This window comes from Agromyces sp. Y575, from assembly GCF_059445445.1.
This window is the reverse complement of the sequence record NZ_JCAIUI010000001.1, coordinates 423,896-445,157: the sequence shown is the minus strand read 5'-3', so window position 1 is coordinate 445,157 and position 21,262 is coordinate 423,896. Positions and strand designations below refer to the sequence as shown.

Genomic DNA, 21,262 nt, shown 5'->3' with positions numbered 1-21,262 from the left:
GTCGTCGACCACCGACATCGGCAGCGGATGTCGGATGCAACCGCGAGAATGAGAGCATGCGGATCGTGGTCGGAGCGATGGGGCCCGGCCGGGTCGGCCTCGTCGATCCGTCGGTCTCGAACGATCCCTTCGACACGGTGTCGCTCGAAGAATTCCCGATCGCCGTGCGAGCGCTCGAGTCACGCCACCCACGATGGATCTGGGCCGACACTCGCCGGTGGTATCCGCGGCTGCTCGCCGAGGGCGTTCGAGTCGAGCGCTGTCATGATCTCGTTCTCGCCGGGGCGATCCTCGACCACTCGACGACGACGGCCGCGGCTCGCGGCGCAGGCGAGCTCGCGAGACCCGCCTGGCTGCCCCCGGGCCCCGCCGAGGCCGGGCAGCCGGTCGGCTTCGCTCCGGCGGCATCCGCTGCCCACGCAGCTCTCTTCGACCTCGGCGACTTCGAGAGCGAGACGGATGCCTCGGGGCCGGGCGAACTCGCCGGCCCGCGTGACCTGCTCGGCGTGCCGGTCGGCGAGATCCTCGCCGAGCACTCCAGACAGCTCGCCCTCGTGGCGGAGTCCGAACGGCCGGGCGCACTTCGCCTACTGCTCGCGGCGGAGTCGGCCGGCGCGCTCATCGGCGCCGAGCTGCACGCCGCGGGCCTGCCGTGGCACCGTGGTGTGCACGAGCGCGTGCTCGAGGGTGAGCTCGGTCCGAAACCCGCGCCAGGACGCAAGCCCGTTCGCATGGAGGAGCTCGCCGTCGAGGTGCGTGCGGCGCTCGGCGCGGCCTCACTCAACCTCGACTCGCAGGCGGCGTTGCTGAAGGCACTTCGCGGAGCCGGCATCCAGGTCGAGTCGACCAGCAGATGGGAGCTCCGCGAGCACGAGCATCCGGCGATCGATCCCCTCGTCGCGTACAAGAAGCTCGCCCGACTGCTCAGCGCGAACGCCTGGACGTGGCTCGACGAGTGGGTGATCGATGGCCGGTTTCGTCCCGACTACGTGCCGGGCGGTACGGCGACCGGTCGCTGGGCGACCGCCGGCGGGGGAGCACTGCAGCTGCCGAAGAACGTGCGCAGCGCCGTCGTGGCCGACCCCGGCTGGGTGCTGGTCGTCGCCGACGCCGCCCAACTCGAGCCGCGCGTGCTCGCCGGTCTCGCGCATGACGAGTCGATGGCCGAGGCGGGGCGAGGCCGCGACTTCTACAGCGGCATCGTCGGAGCCGGCGTCGTCGAGTCACGCGACGAGGCGAAGGTCGCGATCCTCGGCGCCATGTACGGCGCGACCACGGGCGAGAGCGGCCGGCTCGTGCCGCGGCTCGCGCGTGCGTACCCGCGCGCCATGGCGCTGGTCGATCGTGCTGCCGCCGACGGTGAGCGCGGGGCCAGTGTCACCACCCTGCTCGGCCGCTCCTCGCCGCTGCCTGGCGAAGACTGGCGATCGACGCAATCGCTGGCCAGCCAGCCCGAGGCGACAGCGGCCGACGAACGCCGGGCCCGTTCGCGCGCTCGGGATTGGGGCCGCTTCACCCGCAACTTCGTAGTGCAGGGCAGCGCGGCCGAGTGGGCGCTCTGTTGGATGGCCGCCCTGCGCTCGAAACTCGCCGCGATCGCGCTCGCGGCACCCGACCCCGGCGAGAGCGCGCACCGTTCCGGCATCGCGTTCGCGAACGTGCCACATCTCGTGTACTACCTTCACGACGAGATCATCGTGCACACTCCGCGCGAACTCGCCGACGACGTTGCCGCGGCCGTCACGGAAGCCGCGGACGCGGCGGGCCGCCTGATGTTCGGCGAGTTCCCCGTGGAGTTCCCGCTCGACCTCGCGATCGTCGACAGCTACGAGTTGGCCGACGCCTGATCGGAGGCGGTCGCCGACGGCCCCGCTTGCGCCGTCGGCCTGCGGCCGCGCCGAGGTCGTTCCATGCGTGGCGCGAATGAGAGATCATGCGTTCCGAGCACCGATTCGACCTCGTCGAACCACGCGAGTGCCGCTCCGGCGCGGGCGCGCTCGGCTGCGGCGGCGAGCGCGCCGAGCCGCGCGGGCGCCGCAACATCGGCATCGCGTGCGCTCCCACGGTCGTCGGGCGTCGAGCGAGCGGATGCCGCGTCGCGGCGTTCTTCCCATCGCCGACGCTCCGCGGCGACGATGCGGCCGGCATCGACGCCCGGCAACGACGCGGCGATGAGCACCCGATCGACCGTCTCGTCCCACGGGTCGCTGCCCGAGGCATCCGCGCCGTTGAACCAGGCTGTGGTGGCGCTGGTGCCGTCTGGGGTCGATCGGTAGAGGGGGAGACCGTCGTCGGTGGCGCCGGCGGACTCGACGAGCCCCTGTTTGCCAAGGCGGTCGAGGGTCGCGTAGCTCTGGCCGACATTCACGCTCCGACGGCCGCCGGTGCGTTCAGCGAGGTCGCCGTGGAGCTGGAAACCGTACCCCGGCCCAGCAGTGAGGAGGGCGAGCAATGCATCGCGTACGGCCATGGACTCTCCGATCAGATGTGAACGTCTCACCGAGTATATGGTTTCGAGTCTTGTCAAGGAGCCTGATGCGGGGCATAATCGGCGGTGACGGCTCGCTCGTCGACAATCGAATACCGGTCATCCGTCCGTCAGAGGTCGTTGGGGAAGACGCACCTCACGAACGGAGATCGAGATGACGAAGAATGCCACGCGGGCTGTGCGCTCCGCGCGAGGTGTGCTGTTCGTGCACTCCTCGCCGAGGGCGCTGTGCCCGCATGTCGAGTGGGCGGTCGGCAGCGCTTTGGGTACGCCGGTGAACTTCGACTGGAGCGAGCAACCGGTGTTCCGAGGCGCGATGCGCGCGGAATTCTACTGGGAGGGCGAGGCCGGCAGCGGTGCGAAGCTCGCGTCCGCGCTGCGCGGCTGGGAGCAGCTTCGCTTCGAGGTGAGTGAAGACCCCACTCCCGGCTCCGACGGCGCCAGGTGGATGCACACGCCCGAACTCGGCGTCTTCTACGCGCAGACCGACACGGCCGGCAACACCGTCGTGCCCGAAGACCGAATCCGCTACGCGATGGAGGTCGGCGGCACCGACCCGATCGAGTTGCACCGCGAGCTGCGACTCGCGCTCGGGCAAGCGTGGGACGACGAGCTCGAGCCGTTCCGTCACGCGAGCGACTTCGCTCCGGTCGTCTGGTTGCACCAGGTGGGCTGAGCGAGCCTCGGTCCGCCGGCGGCGTGACGCGAGGTCGGAGGAACGATCCCGGCAGCGCACGAGCGAAACCCTCGGACCGTGCACGAGAGAAGACCCCGGCGCGATGGCGCGACCGGGGTCTTCTCATGCGTGCGCGATCGCGCCCGGACTTCGCCTACGGGGTGCGGATCGCGATGACCGCGTTGTGCCCGCCGAACCCGAACGAGTTGCTGATCGCGAGCTGCGGGCCGTCGGCGAGCGGTTGCGGCTCACCGGAGACGAGCAACGGGATGTCGGGGTCCTGCGTACTGATGTTGATCGTCGGCGGAGCGACGCGGTGCTGGAGCGCGAGGATCGTGAATACCGCTTCCAACGCACCGGTACCGCCGAGCAGGTGACCGGTCGAGGCCTTCGTCGCGGAGACGGGGATCTCGCGCACGCGGTCGCCGAACACGCCCGCGAGTGCCGTGTACTCGGCGATGTCGCCGACCGGCGTGCTCGTAGCGTGCGCGTTGATGTGGGTCACCTCATCGGGCGTGGCACCCGCCTGAGCGAGCGCGTCGAGCACGGCGCGGCGCGCACCTCGGCCCTCGGGGTCGTTCGCCGTGATGTGGAACGAGTCCGCGCTCACGCCACCGCCGGCGAGTTCGGCGTAGATGCGGGCGCCGCGCGCGAGCGCGTGCTCCTCGGTCTCGAGCACAAGGCTTGCAGCACCCTCACCCATGACGAAGCCATCGCGGTCGACGCTGTACGGGCGCGACGCGTGAGCCGGGTCGTCGTTGCGGCGTGAGAGTGCCTGCATCGACGAGAACGATGCGAGCGTGATCGGGTGGATCGCCGACTCTGATCCACCGGCGATGACGACGTCGGCGAGGCCGAGCTGCAGGTGCTCGTAGGCGTTCGCGAGCGACTCGGTGCTCGAGGCGCAAGCAGAGGCGACCGTTCGAGCGAACGCGCGCGCCTCGAAGTGCATCGAGATGGCTGCGGCCGCGGCGTTCGGCATGAGCATCGGCACGGTCATGGGCAACACGCGACGCGGGCCGCGTTCACGCAGCGTGTCCCAGGCGTCGAGCAGTGTCCAGATGCCGCCGATGCCGGTGGCGTAGTCGACGCCGAGTCGCTCGGGGGCGACCTCGGGTGCGCCGGCATCGGCCCACGCCTCTTTGGCTGAGATCAGCGCGAACTGGCTTGACGGGTCGAGTCGCTTCGCGACCGGACGCTCGAGCACCTCTTCGGGACGAACCTTCGCCTCGGCGGCGAAGGTGACTGGCAGTTCGAGCTCGGCGACCCACTCGTGTTCGAGCGTACGCGTGCCGGATTCGCCGGCGAGCAGGGCATTCCAGCTTTCGGGGGCGGTGCCGCCGAGCGGCGAGGACGCACCGATACCGGTGATGACGATCTTCTTGGTCATTCGAGAAATACTCCGATGGAGAGAACGGTCATGCTGAACGAGCGGGCCGGGCAGAGGCGCCGGCCCGCTCCACGCAGCTGCTAGGCCTGGGCCTTGACGATGAAGTCGACGGCGTTGCCGACGGTCTTCAGGTTCTTGACCTCTTCGTCGGGGATCTTCACGTCGAACTTCTCTTCGGCGTTGACGACGATGGTCATCATCGAGATCGAATCGATGTCGAGATCGTCGGTGAACGACTTGTCCAGCTCAACCGTGTCGGTTGCGATGCCGGTCTCGTCGTTGATGAGCTCGGCCAGGCCGGCAAGCACTTCTTCGGTGGACAATGCCATTGTTCTTCTCCTTGGGGGTGTCTCGTTTGACCGAGAGACAGTCTAGATGGACATGGGGGAGGAGGTTCAGGGAAGAACCACCACTTGGGCGCCGAACACGAGTCCGGCGCCGAAGCCGATCTGGAGGGCAAGGCCTCCGGAGAGTTCAGGGTGCTCTTCGAGCAGACGGTGCGTCGCGAGCGGGATCGACGCAGCGGAGGTGTTGCCCGTCGTCTCGATGTCGCGGGCGATGACGACCGTTTCGGGCAGCTTCAGCTGCTTGGCGAATTCGTCGATGATGCGCATGTTCGCCTGGTGCGGGATGAACGCCGCGAGGTCGGCGGACGTCACGCCCGCGGCATCCAGAGCCTGCTTCGCGACCTTCGCCATGTCCCACACGGCCCAGCGGAAGACCGTCTGGCCCTCCTGTCGGAGCGTCGGCCACTCGGCTTTGCCGTCACGGAACTCGGTGAGCGTGCCGTTCATGCCGACCGCGCCCGCCTTCGACCCGTCGGAACCCCAGATCGTACGTGCGATGCCGGGCGTGTCGCTCGGGCCGATGACGACCGCGCCTGCGCCGTCGCCGAGCAGGAACGAGATGCTGCGGTCGGTCGGGTCCACGACGTCGGAGAGCTTTTCGGCACCGATCACGAGCGCGTAGTGCGCCGCTCCGGTGCGGATGAGCGCGTCGGCCTGCGCGACCGCGTAGGCGTAACCGGCGCACGCCGCGTTCGTGTCATAGGCCGCCGCGGGGTTCGCGCCGACCCGATCGGCGACGACGGCGGCCATCGACGGCGTCTGTTGCACGTTCGAGATCGTGGCGATGATCACGAGGTCGATGAGCTCGGGTGTGACCCCAGAGCGTTCGATCGCCTCGACGGCGGCATCCGTTGCGAGGTCGATGGCTGGCACGTCAGCGCCGGCGCGCGCACGGGTGACGATGCCCGTGCGCTGCTGGATCCACTCGTCAGACGAGTTGATCGGGCCGACGAGGTCGTCATTCGGCACTGCGTTCGCGCCTCGTGCGGCGCCGATCGAGTAGATGCGGGTGTACGCGGGCCCATGGGACTGCTGCAGGGTCGGTCTCGTCATGCTCGGCTTTCTCGTGTCGGTCGTCGGCTCAGGCGTGCTGCTCGATGAGCGCGATCGCTGCAGGCAGGTCGTCGGGAGTCTTCACGGCCACGGCCGGCACACCCTTGAGCGCACGCTTGGCGAGACCGACGAGGGCTCCTGCGGGCGCCACCTCGATGATGCCGGTGACGCCGGCAGCGGCGAAGGACTCCATGCAGCGGTCCCAGCGTACGGGCGAGGAGACCTGGCCGACGAGAAGATCGAGGAAGGCGGCACCGGATACGACGAGGCTGCCGTCGCGATTCGTCCAGAGCGGCAAGGCGGGGTCGGCCGCGGCGAGGCTGGAAGCGACTTCGGCGAGGCGTTCGACGGCCGGGCGCATGTACCGCGTGTGGAAGGCCCCGGCCACCTGGAGGGGGATCACCCGGGTACCGGCAGGAGGGTCGGCCTTCAGCGTCGCGAGGGCGTCGAGGGCGCCGGCGACCACGATCTGTCCGCCGCCGTTGAAGTTCGCAGGTTCGAGGCCCAGCTCGTCGAGCCGGGGGAGGAGGTCGGCCTCGTCAGCTCCGAGGACCGCACTCATGCCGGTCGGAACGAGTGCCGCAGCATCCGCCATGGCGCGGCCACGTTCGGCGACGAAACGGATCGCGTCGGTGTCGCTCAACACGCCCGATCCGGCCGCGGCGGTGATCTCGCCCACCGAGTGCCCGGCGATGCCGCCGATGCGGGCCCCTCGGCCATCTGCCAGGAGCGCTTCAAGCGCGAGGATGCCGGCCGAGACGATGAGCGGCTGGGCGATCGCGGTGTCGCGGATCGTGTCGGCGTCAGCTTCCGTGCCGTAGCGGGTGAGGTCGAGCCCCGCGGCATCCGACAGCGCCGACAGTCGCGTAGCGTAGGCCGGTTCTCCGAGCCAGGGGGAGAGGAAACCAGGGGTCTGGGAGCCCTGTCCAGGGCAGACGACGACGATCACCACACCAGTCTGCCAACCTGACGACCAGCTTGAGTGTGCACACGCGACAAGCTCTTCGCAAAAGCCTTGTACAGACAGTACAGAAGGAGCGTCAGCTCGGCGTCCGGCGGCGAGGTGGGTGCTCGTGATCACTCATCGACCCGATGATGAGCGCCGATTGCAGGATGAGCGCCTCACGCGCACCCGTGGCATCCCAACCGATGACGTCGGAGACTCGCTTCAAGCGGTACCGCACGGTGTTGGGGTGTACGAAGAGCTCGCGCGCGGTCGCCTCGAGCGAACGGCCGTTGTCGAGGTAGCTCCACAGAGTCGTCAGCAGCTCGGTGGAGTGCGCCTGCAGCGGCCGGTAGATACGGTGCACGAGCGTCGCCCGTGCGAGAGGGTCACCGGCCAGCGCGCGCTCGGGGAGGAGATCGTCGGCGTGAACCGGCCGCGGGGCGTGACGCCAGGAGCGCGCCACCGCGAATCCTGCAAGCGCCGCCTTCGCACTCTTCGATGCATCGACGAGATTCGGCACCGCGTGACCGAGCACGAGGTGCCCGGGCCCGAAGTGCGGTTCGAGTTGGTCGGCGATCTCCATGAAGGTGAGCGCAGGGGCCGTGCCGATGGCGTCGTCGGCCTCGCGAGCGAGCGGGTCGGCCCGCCCGATCACGAGCACGAGCCGGTTGCCCTGCACGCCGATGAGCACGTCGGCGTGCATGTGCCGTGCGGCTCGGCGCACATGATCGACGTCGAGTTGTTTCGGCGCCGTGCCGACGAGCACCGACACCTCGCCGTGACCGTGCCAGCCGAGAGCGGCGATGCGGCTCGGCAGCTCGTCGTCGGCCTCGCCCGAGAGGATCGAGTCGACGACGAGCGCCTCGAGACGTGCGTCCCAGAGCCCACGCGCTTCCGCGGCGCGCGCATACACGTCGGCTGCTGCGAACGCGATCTCGCGCGAGTAGAGGAGGATCGCCTCGCGGAGCAGCTCGCCGCCGTCTTTGACGCGGTCTTCGACGACCTCCACCGTCACCCGAATGAGCTGCAGCGTCTGCTGCAGGCTCACCGAGCGGAGGAGCTCACGTGGGGCGGCCCCGAAGACATCCGCTGCGATCCACGGAGTGGACCGCGGGTCCTCGAACCACGCGATGAACGAGGAGATGCCGGCTTGGGCGACGAGGCCCACTGCGGAGCGGCGACTCGGCGGCATATCGCCGTACCACGGCAACGTGTCTTCGAGACGCTTGAGCGTCGCAGTGGCGAGCTCGCCCGCTATGGTCCGCAACCATGCGAGCGTCTCCGCCTTCGTCTTGGGCTTCGTCGCCACCTCGTCGCCTGCTAGCTCTCTCCGCCGGCCGATCCCGTGGTGCCGGCATTCACCTCGTGCAGCCGGTACTTCGCGATCGCCTGGGCAGGGAGCGAGCGGTCGACCTCGCCGCGGTCGGCGAGCAACTCGAGCGTGCGCACGACGACCGATGGGCCGTCGATCTTGAAGAAGCGCCGCGCAGCGGGCCGCGTGTCGGAGAATCCGAAGTCGTCGGCACCGAGCGTCGCGAACGGGCCCGGCACATACGCGCGGATCTGGTCGGGCACGGCGTGCATGAAGTCGGAGACCGCGACGAACGGGCCGCGTGCCTCGGCGAGCTTCTGCGTGAGGTACGAGACGCGGCGCTCGGCATCGGGGTTCAGGAAGTTGTGCTCGTCTGCGGCGAGACCGTCGCGGCGCAGTTCAGCCCAGCTCGTGACCGACCACACGTCGGCCGACACACCCCAGTCTTCAGCGAGCAGCTTCTGCGCTTCGAGGATCCACGGCACCGAGACACCAGAGGCGAGCAGCTGGGCCTTGGGCCCGGCGACGCCTGATTCACCGAGACGGTGGATGCCGCGGATGATGCCGTCGATGTCGACGCCATCGGGCTCGACCGGCTGCACGAGCGGCTCGTTGTAGACGGTGATGTAGTACATCACGTTCGGGTCGGCGTGGTTGCCGCCGTACATGCGCTCGAGGCCCGATCGCATGATGTGCCCGATCTCATACCCGTAGGCGGGGTCGTACGAGACGACGGCCGGGTTCGTCGACGCGAGCAGCGGCGAGTGCCCGTCGGCGTGCTGCAGCCCTTCGCCGGTGAGCGTCGTGCGACCTGCGGTGGCGCCGATGATGAATCCGCGTGCCATCTGGTCGCCAGCAGCCCACATGGCGTCGCCCGTGCGCTGGAAACCGAACATCGAGTAGAAGACGTAGACGGGAATGAGTACTTCGCCCTGCGTCGAGTACGACGTGCCCACGTTCGTGAACGCGGCCATGGCACCGGCTTCGTTGATGCCGACGTGCAGGATCTGGCCCTGCGGGCTCTCTTTGTAGGCGAGCAGGAGTTCGCGGTCGACCGAGGTGTAGTGCTGGCCGTTCGGGTTGTAGATCTTCGCCGTCGGGAAGAACGCGTCGATGCCGAAGGTGCGCGCCTCGTCGGGGATGATCGGCACGATGCGGTGGCCGAAGTCCTTCGAGCGGATGAGGTCTTTCAGCAGGCGCACGAATGCCATCGTGGTGGCGATCTCCTGCGTACCCGAGCCCTTCTTCGCGATCGCGTAGGTCGAGTCGTCGGGCAGGGCGACCTGGGTGTACTTCGACCGGCGCTCGGGCAGATACCCGCCGAGCTCCCGGCGGCGCTCGTGGAGGTACTGGATCGCCTCGTCGCCCTCGCCAGGGTGGTAGTACGGCGGGAGGTACGGGTTCTCCTCGAGCTGCGCGTCCGTGATCGGGATGCGCATCTGATCGCGGAAGGTCTTCAGATTGTCGAGGGTCATCTTCTTCATCTGGTGGGTCGCGTTGCGACCCTCGAAGGCAGGACCCAGGCCGTAGCCCTTGATCGTCTTCGCCAGGATGACCGTCGGCTGGCCCTTGTGCTCGCTCGCGGCCTTGAACGCGGCGTAGACCTTGCGGTAGTCGTGACCGCCGCGCTTCAGGCCCCACACCTCGTCATCGGACAGGTGGGAGACCAGCTCGAGGGCGCGCGGGTCACGGCCGAAGAAGTTCTCGCGCACGTACGCACCCGACTCGGCCTTGTACGTCTGGTAGTCGCCGTCGGGGGTGACGTTCATGAGGTTGCGGAGCGCACCGTCGTGGTCGCGGGCGAGCAGGTCGTCCCATTCGCGGCCCCAGACGACCTTGATGACGTTCCAGCCCGCGCCGCGGAAGAAGCTCTCGAGCTCCTGGATGATCTTGCCGTTGCCGCGAACGGGGCCGTCAAGTCGCTGCAGGTTGCAGTTGACGATGAAGTTCAGGTTGTCGAGGCCTTCGTTGGCAGCGACCTGCAACTGGCCGCGGCTCTCGACCTCGTCCATCTCGCCGTCGCCGAGGAATGCCCAGACCTGCTGGTCGCCGGCGTCTTTGATACCGCGGTTGGTCAGGTACTTGTTGGTCTGCGCCTGGTAGATCGCGTTGATCGGTCCGAGACCCATCGACACCGTCGGGAATTGCCAGAACTCGGGCATGAGACGCGGGTGCGGGTACGACGAGAGACCGTTGGGCGCGTGCGACTTCTCTTGGCGGAAGCCGTCGAGCTGGTCGCCCGTGAGGCGCCCTTCGAGGAAGGCACGGGCATACGGCCCGGGGGAGGCATGACCCTGGATGAAGATCTGGTCGCCACCGGACGGGTGGTCTTGGCCGCGGAAGAAGTGGTTGAAACCGACCTCGTAGAGCGAGGCGCTCGAGGCGTACGTCGAGATGTGCCCGCCGACGGCGATTCCCGGGCGCTGTGCGCGGTGCACGAGCACGGCGGCGTTCCAGCGGATCCACGCACGGTAGCGGCGCTCGATCTCTTCGTCACCGGGGAACTCGGGCTCGTTCTCAGTGGCGATCGTGTTGAGGTAGTCGGTGGTCGGCACCATCGGCACACCGAGGTGCAGCTCTTTCGAGCGCTTCAGGAGGCTCAGCATGATCTCTCGCGCACGCTGGTGTCCCTTCTCAGCGACAAGCGCATCGAGGGATTCGGCCCATTCGGAAGTTTCTTCCGGATCGGCGTCCATCGCCTCGACCGAGTAAGGATCCTGGTCGTTGACAGTCACACTCGACCTCTCTCTTCAGCAGATCATGCCTGCGGGTGTGGGGGCGTGCGCACGCCGAATGGGCCGGTTCGCGGCCGAGTGGCACCACGCCATCCTAGTGATTCTATGCCTGCAAGGTGGGGGCTAGGCTGAGGCCTCGGTTCGACCGGACGTCCCGCGAAAGGAACCCGCCCCGTGATTCTCGCCCCCGGCACTCCGGCCCCCGATTTCGCCCTCGTGAACCAGTTCGGCCAACCCGTTCAGCTCGCCGAATTCCGTGGGCGGGCCGTCACCGTAGTGTTCTTTCCGCTCGCGTTCTCGGGCATCTGCCACGGTGAGCTCTGCGAGTTGCGCGACAACATCGCCATGTTCGATGAACCGGATGTCGCACTCCTCGCCGTCTCGGTGGATTCGAAGCACACGCTGCGCGCCTGGGCGGAGCGCGAGGGGTACGGCTTCCCGCTGCTGTCCGATTTCTGGCCGCACGGAGCGGTCGCGTCGTCGTTCGGCGCGTTCGACGACACCGCCGGGCTGGCCGAGCGTGCGACGTTCGTGATCGACGCCGATGGTGTCATCGCTGCGAGCTTCGCGACCCCTCGCGGTGAGGCTCGCTCGCTCGAGCAGTACCGGGAAGCGCTCTCGGCGCTCTGAGCCGGGTCTGCGCCATCCGCTCGCTTGACGCCGGGCTTCACGCGAGGATGTTGACCGACCGGGCGATGACGAGGGCGAGGATCAGGAAGCCGCCGAACGCCTGGAGTGCCATGAGGAGCTTGAACCGCGGCGACAACGGCATGGCGTCGGTGGCGCTGAACGCCATCGAGTTCGACAGCGCCGAGTAGAAGTAGTCGACGAACCGCGGCATCCAGTCGTGCACGACCGACGATCGGGCCGCGACCTCGCTGACGGCGTCATCGTCTTCGTCTTGTGGGAACCGGAAGTCGGCGGGCGGCAGATCGGCGCGAGCCTCCATGGTGCGCATCACCGGGCCGCCGCGGTCGAGCTCCCAGTACAGCAGTGTGAACCCGATGACGTTCGCGACCCAGACCTGTACCGCAGCGAGGAGAAGCCCGTGCGCGTCGTCCGCGCGGCCTCCGGCGAGCTTGATGAGTAGGAGCGCGATCGTGAGCTGGTTGCTGAGTACGAGTCCGCAGGCGAGGGTGATCGACGCCCACGTCGTGAATGTCGAGCGGCGCGTGAGGCGGTGCGGGTTCGTGATGATGAGTGGAATGAGCAGCGCCGCACCGAAGACCACGACGGTGAATCGCTGCGCACCGAGGAAGTCGTTCGGCAGTCCTGCATACAGGGCCAACGCGACGACGAGTGCGACGACGGAGGGCCATCGATGTTCCGTCGGCGTGCTCCGGCTCGGATGCTGCTGCATCGGCTCCATGGCCGCGAGTCTAGGCATCCCGCGATAGCATTGGCGTGCGCCGCGCGCGGTCGCGGGCCTTTAGCTCAGTTGGTAGAGCGCCACGTTTACACCGTGGATGTCGTCGGTTCGAGCCCGGCAGGGCCCACCCTAAGTTCCTTTACGGAACAGGTGACATCGCATGATGCATCGTGTCGAGTTTCGTCCCCTCGCTTCGTGCTCCCTCGGCGATCGTGGCGAAGCGCGCGGCGAGGAGCTTGTCGCCACTGCCTGCCTATCTGCATGTACTTGCCAAATGGAAAGTAGAACCAGCCAGCCATCGCGGCGCGAACCGGGTTCGAGTGGGGTCCAATCCATTGGGTTGCGTTGCTGGTACGCACGGACTGGATCACCGCATGGGTCGCGGTCGCTCTCGGCGTGATTGCAGCTGCCATCATGGTCATCGCGGCACTCCTGCCAATCCGCGCGCGACGCTACTCGGAGGCGGGAGGGTGACCCATCCGAGACACCGTCTGGACGATGCGTTCCAGACCCCGATCCGCCTTTCTCTCATGGCCGCGCTCGGGAAGGAAAACGAACTTGATTTCCGTACCCTTCGCGAACTACTGAAGACCGACGACTCCATCGTGAGCAAGGCCGTCGCGCACCTGGAGCGCGCCGGGTACGTCAAAGTCACGAAAGGCTACGTCGGCAATAGGCCACGGACCTGGGTCAGAACCACCGCCAAAGGCCATCGGGCGTACCATGATCACCTGTTCGCCCTGCACGCGATCACCGACGGAATGCTCGACACGAACGACACCACCTAGAGTGACCGTTCCTGTTCGAGTCTCGAGACGTTCTCAGGCCGACTCGGCGTCGAACCCTAGGACGGGACGTCGTTGAGCGTCTTCTCGATGGCGGCCAGGCGGGCATCGATGCGGTCGAGGTGTTCAGCGATCGCCGTGTTCGCGGCTGTACTCGTCGCGAGAGCCTCGGTGAGGTCCGAGCTGCCCTGCGCGATCCGCTCCTTCGATTTCAAGGACGTGCGGATGATTATGTAGACGAAACCGAACACCAGCAAGATGAAGGGGACCAGGAGATAGACGGTTGGAATATCCTCGTTCATGGTCGTTTGTTCTCGCTTTCCTGTTGTGCGGCGATGGCTTCTGCGAGCGTTTCCGCGGTGAGTGTGAGAGTGAACGGAAGCAGCTCGAAGAGCTTGAGTGCTTTGCCGTCGTCGGACATCTCGAGATGCCCGGTCACGAATCCGGTCTCTTCGAGCTTGGTGAGGTGCATGTAGAGCAGCGCGCGGGACATTCCCATCCGCCGGGCGAGTTCACTCACGTGGAGTGTTTCCGTCGAGAGGATCGTGATGATGCGCATGCGCTGCGGACTCGCGATTGCTGCGAGCGTGGCACTCAGCTCCTCGGCGTTCACGCGTGAATCCTGCACATGTAATAAAAATATTGCACATGCAGGATTTGCGCAAGTCATCGATCGGGCCGCGGCTCCGATGTCACTGCGATCGCCGAAGGCGGCAGCCTTCCTCTCAAGGCATCCGAGTGCTTCAGTGCGCGGCGTCGGCGACGAGTCGGACACAGCAATGACTGTCGCGAGGCTCGAGGGCCACACGGCACGCCTCGCCGGCGCCCTCGGCTGCGCCACGCAGGAGCGCCGTGTTCGCACCGCAGATTGTGGCGGTGTGGTTCTGCGCCACTCTGTGGAAAGGACAGTTCGTCAGCAGCATCCCGCCGTCACCGTCGTCGATCGGTTCGTAGCCGAGGCGCTGCAGCACGTCGGCCATCGAGTCGGAGGCCGCTCCGAGCGCTCGACCGAGTTCGGTCGAGACTCGCTCGAGCGTCGGTCGGATGGGTTCTCCCGTGCGGTCGGATTCCTCCACGGCGCGAGTCAGGAGTTCGGCGGCGACGTCGTAGTGACGCTCGGGCACCGAGACCACGAGTTCACGGGGGACCGGGCGATAGAGCTTCGCGGGGCGCCCGGCACCTGGGCCGGATCTGCCGTTGCGTCGGTGGAACTCGGCAACGAGCAGACCGGCCTCGACGAGTCGGTCGAGGTGGAACGCCGCGGTTCCGCGCGCCATGCCGAGGGCCCTGGCCGCCTCGTCTCGCCCGACGGGCTCTGCATGCCGCGCTACGAACTCGAGCAGCGCCCGCCGCTGCGGGTCCGCGATCGAAGCGATGGCAACGAGATCGTCGTGCCGCGTGGGGTCATCCATACGCGACATGATATCTCTAAAACAGTAGTTTTCGATTGAAGAGCAGGATCTAAAACAAGCAGCATTGTCTTAAGAAATCACCGCTCCTACAGTCGGGAGCAGGGCTGCGATCGAGTCGCACGGAAAACTGGTGATCATGAGTAAAACGGCGAACTTCGTGATCGTCGGTGCCGGCCTGGCCGGCGCCACGGCGGCCAAACAATCGGGTCGATCCGCAACGCCTTGCCGACGAGCGTATGCCGCTGGAGGAGCTGTGAGCACCGGAGACGGCATTGGCCTCGAGACAGGCAGTTCCACCGGACCTCTCGCGGCTACGCAGCATGGGGCGCCTGATCCGACCGACATCTCAGGCAGCCGCGCTGTGCGGTGACGACCGCGCGGTGCCAGCGTCGACCGCGAAGGTAGGCTGAGCGAGTGACCGCCATCCTCGCCGACCTCCTGACGACGATCGATCGTCTCTGGCCGATCGCGGGTGCCGAATCGTGGGATGCCCCGGGGCTCGTGGCCGGCGATCCCGCTGCTGCGGTGCGCCGCGTCGTTCTGACCGTCGACGCGGTTGCCGAGACCATCGACGAGGCGCTCGCCGAGCACGCGGACCTCATCATCGCCCACCACCCGCTGCTCCTGCGCGGGGTGACCTCGGTCGCCGAAGACCGCTACAAGGGTTCGCTCCTCGCGCGGTTGATCCGAGCCGACTGCGCGCTCGTCACCGCGCACACGAACGCCGACGTCGTCGACGCGGGTACCTCGGCTGTGCTCGCCGAACGACTTGGACTCGTCGAGACGACCCCCATCGTTCCGTCGGCCGATCCAGCTTCTGGGCTCGGCCGTATCGGGCGGCTGCCCGAGGCCACCACTGTCGGCCGATTGGCCAGACGGCTCGCCGAGATCCTCCCACCGACTGCGACCGGCGTGCGCGTCGCCGGCGGATTCGACGATCAGGTCGAAATAGTCGCCGTGTGCGGCGGTGCCGGCGATTCGCTGCTCGGCGACCCTGCGGTGCAAGCGGCCGACGCCTACATCACCGCAGACTTGCGCCACCATCCGGCCTCAGAGGCGCGCGAGCAGGCCAAGCTCACCGGTGGGCCCGCCCTACTCGACGTCTCGCATTGGGCGAGCGAGTGGCTCTGGCTCGATACTGCAGCCGAGCAGCTGCGCGCCGCGCATCCCGAGCTCACCGTCATCGTCTCCGAACTCCGCACCGACCCCTGGGACTTCCAGATCGTGCAGTGAACCAGCACCACCACCGTCCTCTCCGACGACCCGATCCCACGAGGAGCACCACGTGAAGGCCAGCCCCGCCGAACAAGAACAGCTGCTGCGGCTCCAATCCCTCGACACCCGGTTGACGCAACTCGCCCACCGGCTCGCCACCTTGCCGCAGGCTGGGCCCCTCGCCGAACTCGCGGCTCATGACCTGGCGGTGCGCGGCACGCGGGCCGAAGCGATCGGCGCGCTCGAAGACGCCCGCATGGAGCTGAAGCGCCTCGAATCCGACGTCAGTGTGGTCGAGGCGAGGATCGCGCGCGACGGCGACCGGCTGCAGCACACCTCGTCGGTGAAAGACGTCTCGGCGCTCGAGTCCGAACTCGCATCGCTACGGCGTCGCTTGAGCGATCTCGAAGAGCAGGAACTCGTCGTGATGGAGCGGGTCGAAGAAGCAGAGGTGGCCGTCTCGAGCATCGATCTGCAGCGCGCGGCGATCGACGCCGATGTGGCGAAGCTCGAGGCCGAACGAGATGAAGCCGCCGGAGGGCTCGCTGTCGAGCGCGAGCAGACGGAGCGTGATCGCGGGGTCGTCGCCGGCGGCATCGCCGAGCCGCTGCTCGCCTTCTACGAGCAGCGTCGAGTGCGCGGCGGGGGAGTCGGAGCCGCGTTGCTTCAGGCGCGCACCTGCGGTGGCTGCGGTATGACGCTGACCGGCTCCGATCTCGAGGCGGTGCGCCGTGCCGCCCCCGACGATGTCGTGCAGTGCCCCGAGTGCGATCGCATCCTGGTGCGCACCGAAGAGTCGGGTCTCTGACCGAGCCGCAGTTCGAGACGGTCTGCATCGGGTGCGGATGCCTCGGCGATCCGTGAGCGGCGGCCAACGGTAGACTCGTGGTGCGAGTGGGTCGGCAAGACGGTCGCGTCGCACGGTTTCGATCGTGCGCCGAGGAACGTCCGGGCTCCACAGGGCAGGACGGTGGGTAACACCCACCCGGGGTAACCCGCGAGACAGTGCCACAGAAAGCAGACCGCCGGGTGCGCAAGCACCAGGTAAGGGTGAAACGGTGGGGTAAGAGCCCACCAGCGGCCGCGGTGACGCGGTCGGCTCGGTAAACCTCGTCCGGAGCAAAGTCAGACAGGGAACGATGGGGCTGCCCGCCCCGTTCCCGGGTAGACCGCTGGAGGGCTGCGGCAACGTAGTCCCGAGAGAGATGGCCGTCCAGCCGGTGTCGCGCAAGCGCCCGGTGAACAGAACCCGGCGTATCAGCCGGCCCACTCACACCCCGGCATCGTCGAGCGACGAATGCGAACGCGAGCCTCAGTGCGCGGCGAGCGACGCAGCCCCGAGAATGCCCGCGTTGTTGCGGTGCACCGCCGGAACGATGGGCGTCTGGAGATCGAGCAGCGGCAGGAACTGGGCATGGTGCTTCGAGACGCCGCCGCCGACGACGAACAAGTCTGGTGAGAACAGGAATTCGACGGCCGCATAGAAGCGTTGCAGTCGGGCAGCCCACTCCTCCCAGCTGAGCGACTCCCGTTCCATCGCCGAGTAGGCGGCACGCTTCTCAGCTTGCACCCCGTCGACCTCCATGTGGCCGAGTTCGGTGTTGGGCAGGAGCACACCGTCGTAGAGGAATGCCGAGCCGATACCGGTGCCGAGGGTCGTCAGGATCACGAGCCCGTCAGCGCCGACCGCGGCCCCATAGCGGGATTCTGCGTACCCCGCGGCATCCGCATCATTGATGAAATGGATCTCGCGACCGAAGGCGTCCTCGAAGAGCTGCTCGGCCGGCAAGCCGATCCACTCGCGCGAGATATTGGCCGCTGAGAGCGTGCGGCCATGCTTGACGATCGACGGAAAGCACACACCGAGAGGGAGAGCGTCGCCGAACCCGTCGGAGAGTCCGTCGAGCAGTTCGCCCGTGGCAGTGAGGATGTCTGCAGGGCGACCACCCTCAGGTGTGGGCACCTTGCGACGGTCGGAGACGAGCTGCCCCGTGTCGAGGTCGACGACCGCGCTCTTGATGCCGGTGCCGCCGATGTCGATGCCGATCGCGTGCTCAGAGGCCATATGCGCCACACTATCGCGAGCTGCACGAGTGACGATCAGGGGAGGGTCAGGATCTCGGCACCTCGTTCGGTGACGACGAGGGTGTGCTCGAACTGGGCGGTGAGTGAGCGGTCGCGCGTGACGACGGTCCACTCGTCTGGCCACAGATCCCATTCGATCGCGCCGATGGTCAGCATCGGTTCGATCGTGAACACCATGCCGGGCTCGATGACCGTGTCGTGCTCCGGCGCGTCGTAGTGGGGGACGATCAGTCCGGAGTGGAATGCGCGACCGACCCCATGGCCCGTGTAGTCGCGCACCACCCCGTAGCCGAAGCGCTTCGCGTATGCCTCGATCGCGCGTCCGATGACGTTGACCTGTCGACCCGGTGCGACGGCACGGATGCCTCGGCGAAGCGCCTCCCTGGTGCGCTCGACGAGCTGCGCGGCCTCGTCGCTCGCCTCGCCGACCAAGAAGCTGTGATTGAGATCCCCGTGCATGCCATCGAGGTAGGCGGTGACATCGATGTTGACGAGGTCGCCGTCGGTGAGCACGGTGTCGTCGGGGATGCCGTGGCAGATGACCTCGTTGACCGAGGTGCAGGAGGACTTCGGGTATCCGCGGTAGCCGAGCGTCGACGGATATGCGCCGTGCGCAACGACGTGCTCATGCACGATGCGGTCGAGCTCTTCGGTTGTCACGCCGGGCCTGATCGCGGCCGACGCCGCCTCGATGGCGCCTGCGGCGACCCGTCCGGCGGCACGAACGCGTTCGACTTCCTCGGGGGAGTAACGGTCGCCACCCGAGTAGGGTGCCGGCTTCCGCCTTCCGACGTACTCGGGGCGTGCGATCGAGGCGGGCACGGTTCGCGTCGGCGACAAGCGGCCGGGAATCAGGTGGCCGGAAGCGTCCTTGGGCATAGGATCAGCCTATGGCCGAGGATGTCGAACACCTGTTCTGGTACAACCTGCGCACCGGTGAAGTGGAGCAGGGATTCGAGTCGCCGTCGACCGATCGGGTGGGTCCGTTCGAGACTCGCGCCGAGGCGGAGCGGGCGCTCGACATCCTGCGCGCGAACAGCGCGAAGTGGGCCGAGGAAGAAGCCGCGGAAGACTGACCCGGCCGCGAGCTCCCTTCGACAAGCTCAGGGAGCTCGACAAGCTCAGGGAGCGCGCTACTCGTACGAGTGCTCGGCGCTCGGGTAGACGCCCGACTCGACGTCGGTACGCCATTCTTTCGCGGCTGCGCTGAGAATGCCCGAGAGGTCGGCGTACTGCTTCACGAACTTCGGCACCCGACCGATTGTGAGTCCGGCCCAGTCTGTCCAGACGAGCAATTGACCGTCGGTGTGGGGCCCCCCGCCGACGCTGATGGTCGGGATTTCGAGGAGTTCGGTCACCTGACGCGCGGCATCAGCCGGCACCATCTCGAGCACGACGGCGAACGCGCCCGCCTCTTGCACGGCCTTTGCGTCGGCGAGGAGTTGCTTGACCCCTTCGCCGCGCCCTTGGATCACGTGACCGCCGAGGCCGTGCTCACTCTGCGGCGTGTAGCCGATGTGCGCCATGACGGGGATGCCGGCGCCGACGATGCGACGGATCTGCTTGTGGCTGCGCTCACCGCCTTCGAGCTTCACGGCGTGCGCGCCGGTCTCTTTCATGAACCGAACCGCGGTGTGCAGCGCGTCTTCGGGGCCGTTCTCGTAGGAGCCGAAGGGCATGTCGGCCACGACGAAGGCGCGTTTGACGGCACCTGCGACCGCTCGGGTGAGGGGGATGAGCTCGTCGACCGTGACCGGCAGTGTCGTCTCGTAGCCGAAGACGTTGTTGCCCGCCGAGTCGCCGACCAGGAGGAAGTCGATGCCGGCCTCGTCGAAGATGCGGGCAGTGAGCTGGTCGTAGCTCGTCAGGCCCGTGATCTTGATGCCGTCACGTTTGGCGTTCTGGAAGTGCCGGGTGCGCACGCGCTTCGGCCCTCCGGTTGCGGCGCCGCCGCTGTAGGGGTTCTGCTCGGCGCCGGCCGAGGAGTCGGATGCTGCGGTCTGAAGCTCGCCTGACATGGGGCCAAGTCTGGCATACGCGGTACCCGCTCCCGCTCTCGTGGGCGCGTGCGAGCCAGTACGCTGAGAGGTGCGAGAGAGGGTGTGGATGGATAAGCAGCGCGACTTCGTACTTCGCACGATCGAGGAGCGAGGGGTCAAGTTCGTCAGGCTCTGGTTCACCGACGTCGTCGGCACCCTGAAGTCGGTGGCCATCGCCCCCGCTGAGGTCGAGGGTGCGTTCACCGAGGGCATCGGGTTCGACGGTTCGGCCATCGAAGGTCTCACCCGCACGTTCGAGTCCGACCTCCTCGCCTACCCCGATCCCACGACGTTCCAAACGCTGCCGTGGCGCGGTGACATCGATCCGACCGCGCGCATGTTCTGCGACATCACGACGCCCGACGGCGAACCGGCGGTGTCCGACCCGCGCAATGTGCTGAAACGCACCCTCGCACGTGCTGCCGACCGTGGATTCACGTTCTACACGCATCCCGAGATCGAGTTCTACCTGCTGAAGTCGTCGAAGTACGGCGAAGCGGGCCCCGAGCCCGTCGACTCGGCCGGCTACTTCGACAACGTTCCAGGCGGCACGGCCCACGACTTCCGTCGCCGTTCGGTGCGAATGCTCGAAGACCTCGGCATCTCGGTTGAATTCAGCCACCACGAGGCCGGCCCAGGGCAGAACGAGATCGACTTGCGTTACGCAGACGCGCTCACCACCGCCGACAACATCATGACGTTCCGCACGGTGATCAAAGAGGTCGCGATCGAGCAGGGCGTCTACGCGACATTCATGCCGAAGCCGTTCTCGCAATACCCGGGCTCCGGCATGCACACGCACCTCTCGCTCTTCGAGGGCGATGCGAACGCCTTCTACGAGGCCGGCTCGCAGTACCAGCTGTCGAAGATCGGCCGGCAGTTCATCGCGGGCCTACTTCGCCACTCCGGTGAGATCTCCGCCGTCACCAACCAGTTCGTGAACTCCTACAAGCGACTCTGGGGCGGCGACGAGGCGCCGAGCTTCGTGTGCTGGGGCCACAACAACCGATCCGCGCTCGTGCGGGTGCCGCTCTACAAGCCGAACAAGGGCCAGAGCGCAAGGGTCGAGTACCGTGCAATCGATTCGGCGGCCAACCCCTACCTCGCATTCTCGCTGTTGCTCGCTGCGGGCATGAAGGGCATCGAAGAGGAGTACGACCTTCCTCCCGAGGCCGAAGACGACGTGTGGGCCCTCACCGACCGCGAGCGCAGGGCGCTCGGTTACGACTCGCTTCCGGCGAGCCTCGACCACGCGATCCAGCGCATGGAGGAGTCCGAGCTCGTCGCCGAGACGCTGGGCGAGCAGGTCTTCAACTACGTGCTGGCGAACAAGCGCGCCGAGTGGCGCGACTACCGTTCGCAGGTCACGCCGTTCGAGTTGCAGCGCAACCTCGAGATCCTCTGACCTCG

The 21,262-nt window shown here is 67.3% G+C and carries 22 protein-coding genes, 1 tRNA gene and 1 other RNA gene; 10 read left to right on the top strand and 14 right to left on the bottom strand.

All coding sequences use genetic code 11. The features are described from left to right. Positions 1 to 56 precede the first annotated feature (56 nt). The gene (locus AC1C2U_RS02220; protein WP_495360088.1) at positions 57 to 1,847 is read left to right on the top strand and encodes a bifunctional 3'-5' exonuclease/DNA polymerase; all 1,791 of its coding nucleotides are present in this window, start codon (positions 57 to 59) and stop codon (positions 1,845 to 1,847) included. Here AC1C2U_RS02220 and AC1C2U_RS02215 read toward each other — a convergent pair. Next, complete coding sequence (locus tag AC1C2U_RS02215; protein ID WP_495360087.1) at positions 1,826 to 2,470, bottom strand: PadR family transcriptional regulator; 645 nt, start codon at positions 2,468 to 2,470, stop codon at positions 1,826 to 1,828. The genes AC1C2U_RS02220 and AC1C2U_RS02215 overlap by 22 nt on opposite strands. A 172-nt stretch (positions 2,471 to 2,642) precedes the next feature. Between AC1C2U_RS02215 and AC1C2U_RS02210 the strand changes: the two genes are divergently transcribed. Further along, the gene (locus tag AC1C2U_RS02210) at positions 2,643 to 3,164 is read left to right on the top strand and encodes a DUF3145 domain-containing protein (protein WP_495360086.1); all 522 of its coding nucleotides are present in this window, start codon (positions 2,643 to 2,645) and stop codon (positions 3,162 to 3,164) included. A 154-nt stretch (positions 3,165 to 3,318) separates the two neighbouring features. On the opposite strand, the gene AC1C2U_RS02205 is transcribed toward AC1C2U_RS02210, so the two are convergent. The 6 genes from AC1C2U_RS02205 to aceE all read right to left on the bottom strand — a co-directional run bounded on the left by AC1C2U_RS02205 (position 3,319) and on the right by aceE (position 10,947). After that, positions 3,319 to 4,554, bottom strand: a complete 1,236-nt coding sequence (locus tag AC1C2U_RS02205; protein WP_495360085.1) for a beta-ketoacyl-[acyl-carrier-protein] synthase family protein — start codon at positions 4,552 to 4,554, stop codon at positions 3,319 to 3,321. 80 nt (positions 4,555 to 4,634) lie between these two features. After that, a complete protein-coding gene (locus AC1C2U_RS02200; RefSeq protein ID WP_022894469.1) occupies positions 4,635 to 4,883 on the bottom strand; it encodes an acyl carrier protein in 249 nt (82 codons plus the stop codon). A gap of 66 nt (positions 4,884 to 4,949) precedes the next feature. Next, on the bottom strand, positions 4,950 to 5,954 hold the full coding sequence (locus tag AC1C2U_RS02195) for a beta-ketoacyl-ACP synthase III (protein WP_495360084.1): 1,005 nt from the start codon (positions 5,952 to 5,954) through the stop codon (positions 4,950 to 4,952). 28 nt (positions 5,955 to 5,982) lie between these two features. Then, the gene (locus AC1C2U_RS02190) at positions 5,983 to 6,903 is read right to left on the bottom strand and encodes an ACP S-malonyltransferase (RefSeq protein WP_495360083.1); all 921 of its coding nucleotides are present in this window, start codon (positions 6,901 to 6,903) and stop codon (positions 5,983 to 5,985) included. A 91-nt stretch (positions 6,904 to 6,994) separates the two neighbouring features. Continuing rightward, on the bottom strand, positions 6,995 to 8,209 hold the full coding sequence (locus AC1C2U_RS02185) for a PucR family transcriptional regulator (protein ID WP_495360082.1): 1,215 nt from the start codon (positions 8,207 to 8,209) through the stop codon (positions 6,995 to 6,997). 11 nt (positions 8,210 to 8,220) lie between these two features. Continuing rightward, the gene (gene aceE, locus AC1C2U_RS02180) at positions 8,221 to 10,947 is read right to left on the bottom strand and encodes a pyruvate dehydrogenase (acetyl-transferring), homodimeric type (protein WP_495360080.1); all 2,727 of its coding nucleotides are present in this window, start codon (positions 10,945 to 10,947) and stop codon (positions 8,221 to 8,223) included. Positions 10,948 to 11,121: 174 nt separating this feature from the next. On the opposite strand from aceE, the gene AC1C2U_RS02175 reads away from it, so the two are divergent. Further along, on the top strand, positions 11,122 to 11,577 hold the full coding sequence (locus tag AC1C2U_RS02175; RefSeq protein ID WP_495360079.1) for a peroxiredoxin: 456 nt from the start codon (positions 11,122 to 11,124) through the stop codon (positions 11,575 to 11,577). Positions 11,578 to 11,614: 37 nt separating this feature from the next. On the opposite strand, the gene AC1C2U_RS02170 is transcribed toward AC1C2U_RS02175, so the two are convergent. Continuing rightward, positions 11,615 to 12,316 carry a hypothetical protein gene (locus tag AC1C2U_RS02170; protein WP_495360078.1) on the bottom strand — a complete coding sequence of 234 codons (702 nt, stop codon included), beginning with the start codon at positions 12,314 to 12,316 and terminating at the stop codon, positions 11,615 to 11,617. A gap of 54 nt (positions 12,317 to 12,370) precedes the next feature. On the opposite strand from AC1C2U_RS02170, the gene AC1C2U_RS02165 reads away from it, so the two are divergent. Then, a tRNA-Val gene (locus AC1C2U_RS02165) sits at positions 12,371 to 12,443 on the top strand. A gap of 343 nt (positions 12,444 to 12,786) precedes the next feature. Beyond that, the gene (locus tag AC1C2U_RS02160; RefSeq protein ID WP_495360077.1) at positions 12,787 to 13,104 is read left to right on the top strand and encodes a transcriptional regulator; all 318 of its coding nucleotides are present in this window, start codon (positions 12,787 to 12,789) and stop codon (positions 13,102 to 13,104) included. Between the two features lie 56 nt (positions 13,105 to 13,160). Here the strand turns inward: AC1C2U_RS02160 and AC1C2U_RS02155 are convergent, their stop codons facing one another. The 3 genes from AC1C2U_RS02155 to AC1C2U_RS02145 all read right to left on the bottom strand — a co-directional run bounded on the left by AC1C2U_RS02155 (position 13,161) and on the right by AC1C2U_RS02145 (position 14,513). Next, positions 13,161 to 13,403: a hypothetical protein gene (locus AC1C2U_RS02155; protein ID WP_495360076.1), complete on the bottom strand. Its 243-nt coding sequence runs from the start codon at positions 13,401 to 13,403 to the stop codon at positions 13,161 to 13,163. Then, positions 13,400 to 13,714, bottom strand: a complete 315-nt coding sequence (locus AC1C2U_RS02150; protein WP_495360075.1) for an ArsR/SmtB family transcription factor — start codon at positions 13,712 to 13,714, stop codon at positions 13,400 to 13,402. The genes AC1C2U_RS02155 and AC1C2U_RS02150 overlap by 4 nt, the downstream gene beginning before the upstream one ends. Positions 13,715 to 13,844: 130 nt before the next feature. Then, positions 13,845 to 14,513 carry a helix-turn-helix transcriptional regulator gene (locus AC1C2U_RS02145; RefSeq protein WP_495360074.1) on the bottom strand — a complete coding sequence of 223 codons (669 nt, stop codon included), beginning with the start codon at positions 14,511 to 14,513 and terminating at the stop codon, positions 13,845 to 13,847. Between the two features lie 414 nt (positions 14,514 to 14,927). On the opposite strand from AC1C2U_RS02145, the gene AC1C2U_RS02140 reads away from it, so the two are divergent. The 3 genes from AC1C2U_RS02140 (at position 14,928) to rnpB (ending at position 17,001) form a co-directional block, all read left to right on the top strand. Beyond that, positions 14,928 to 15,746, top strand: a complete 819-nt coding sequence (locus AC1C2U_RS02140) for a Nif3-like dinuclear metal center hexameric protein (protein WP_495360073.1) — start codon at positions 14,928 to 14,930, stop codon at positions 15,744 to 15,746. A gap of 52 nt (positions 15,747 to 15,798) precedes the next feature. Next, positions 15,799 to 16,536 carry a zinc ribbon domain-containing protein gene (locus tag AC1C2U_RS02135; protein WP_495360072.1) on the top strand — a complete coding sequence of 246 codons (738 nt, stop codon included), beginning with the start codon at positions 15,799 to 15,801 and terminating at the stop codon, positions 16,534 to 16,536. 87 nt (positions 16,537 to 16,623) lie between these two features. Next, an RNA gene (gene rnpB, locus AC1C2U_RS02130) (RNase P RNA component class A) lies at positions 16,624 to 17,001 on the top strand. A 39-nt stretch (positions 17,002 to 17,040) separates the two neighbouring features. On the opposite strand, the gene ppgK is transcribed toward rnpB, so the two are convergent. Then, positions 17,041 to 17,793, bottom strand: a complete 753-nt coding sequence (gene ppgK, locus AC1C2U_RS02125; protein ID WP_495360071.1) for a polyphosphate--glucose phosphotransferase — start codon at positions 17,791 to 17,793, stop codon at positions 17,041 to 17,043. A 35-nt stretch (positions 17,794 to 17,828) separates the two neighbouring features. Next, on the bottom strand, positions 17,829 to 18,692 hold the full coding sequence (map, locus tag AC1C2U_RS02120) for a type I methionyl aminopeptidase (RefSeq protein WP_495360070.1): 864 nt from the start codon (positions 18,690 to 18,692) through the stop codon (positions 17,829 to 17,831). An 11-nt stretch (positions 18,693 to 18,703) separates the two neighbouring features. Between map and AC1C2U_RS02115 the strand changes: the two genes are divergently transcribed. Beyond that, positions 18,704 to 18,889 (top strand): SPOR domain-containing protein, encoded by a 186-nt coding sequence (locus tag AC1C2U_RS02115; RefSeq protein ID WP_495360069.1) that lies wholly within the window; start codon positions 18,704 to 18,706, stop codon positions 18,887 to 18,889. Positions 18,890 to 18,946: 57 nt separating this feature from the next. On the opposite strand, the gene panB is transcribed toward AC1C2U_RS02115, so the two are convergent. Further along, positions 18,947 to 19,831, bottom strand: a complete 885-nt coding sequence (gene panB / locus AC1C2U_RS02110; protein WP_495360068.1) for a 3-methyl-2-oxobutanoate hydroxymethyltransferase — start codon at positions 19,829 to 19,831, stop codon at positions 18,947 to 18,949. Positions 19,832 to 19,919: 88 nt separating this feature from the next. On the opposite strand from panB, the gene AC1C2U_RS02105 reads away from it, so the two are divergent. Then, a complete protein-coding gene (locus AC1C2U_RS02105) occupies positions 19,920 to 21,257 on the top strand; it encodes a glutamine synthetase family protein (RefSeq protein WP_495360067.1) in 1,338 nt (445 codons plus the stop codon). Positions 21,258 to 21,262 lie beyond the last annotated feature (5 nt).

What these genes read in the sequence shown, in the direction of transcription:
- AC1C2U_RS02115 (WP_495360069.1), top strand. Translation starts at nt 18,704, where the DNA reads ATGGCCGAGGATGTCGAACACCTGTTCTGGTACAACCTGCGCACCGGT.
- AC1C2U_RS02105 (WP_495360067.1), top strand. Translation starts at nt 19,920, where the DNA reads ATGGATAAGCAGCGCGACTTCGTACTTCGCACGATCGAGGAGCGAGGG.
- map (WP_495360070.1), bottom strand. Translation starts at nt 18,692, where the DNA reads ATGCCCAAGGACGCTTCCGGCCACCTGATTCCCGGCCGCTTGTCGCCG.
- AC1C2U_RS02195 (WP_495360084.1), bottom strand. Translation starts at nt 5,954, where the DNA reads ATGACGAGACCGACCCTGCAGCAGTCCCATGGGCCCGCGTACACCCGC.
- AC1C2U_RS02170 (WP_495360078.1), bottom strand. Translation starts at nt 12,316, where the DNA reads ATGGAGCCGATGCAGCAGCATCCGAGCCGGAGCACGCCGACGGAACAT.
- AC1C2U_RS02200 (WP_022894469.1), bottom strand. Translation starts at nt 4,883, where the DNA reads ATGGCATTGTCCACCGAAGAAGTGCTTGCCGGCCTGGCCGAGCTCATC.
- ppgK (WP_495360071.1), bottom strand. Translation starts at nt 17,793, where the DNA reads ATGGCCTCTGAGCACGCGATCGGCATCGACATCGGCGGCACCGGCATC.
- AC1C2U_RS02215 (WP_495360087.1), bottom strand. Translation starts at nt 2,470, where the DNA reads ATGGCCGTACGCGATGCATTGCTCGCCCTCCTCACTGCTGGGCCGGGG.
- AC1C2U_RS02220 (WP_495360088.1), top strand. Translation starts at nt 57, where the DNA reads ATGCGGATCGTGGTCGGAGCGATGGGGCCCGGCCGGGTCGGCCTCGTC.
- panB (WP_495360068.1), bottom strand. Translation starts at nt 19,831, where the DNA reads ATGTCAGGCGAGCTTCAGACCGCAGCATCCGACTCCTCGGCCGGCGCC.
- AC1C2U_RS02155 (WP_495360076.1), bottom strand. Translation starts at nt 13,403, where the DNA reads ATGAACGAGGATATTCCAACCGTCTATCTCCTGGTCCCCTTCATCTTG.
- AC1C2U_RS02210 (WP_495360086.1), top strand. Translation starts at nt 2,643, where the DNA reads ATGACGAAGAATGCCACGCGGGCTGTGCGCTCCGCGCGAGGTGTGCTG.
- AC1C2U_RS02205 (WP_495360085.1), bottom strand. Translation starts at nt 4,554, where the DNA reads ATGACCAAGAAGATCGTCATCACCGGTATCGGTGCGTCCTCGCCGCTC.
- AC1C2U_RS02145 (WP_495360074.1), bottom strand. Translation starts at nt 14,513, where the DNA reads ATGGATGACCCCACGCGGCACGACGATCTCGTTGCCATCGCTTCGATC.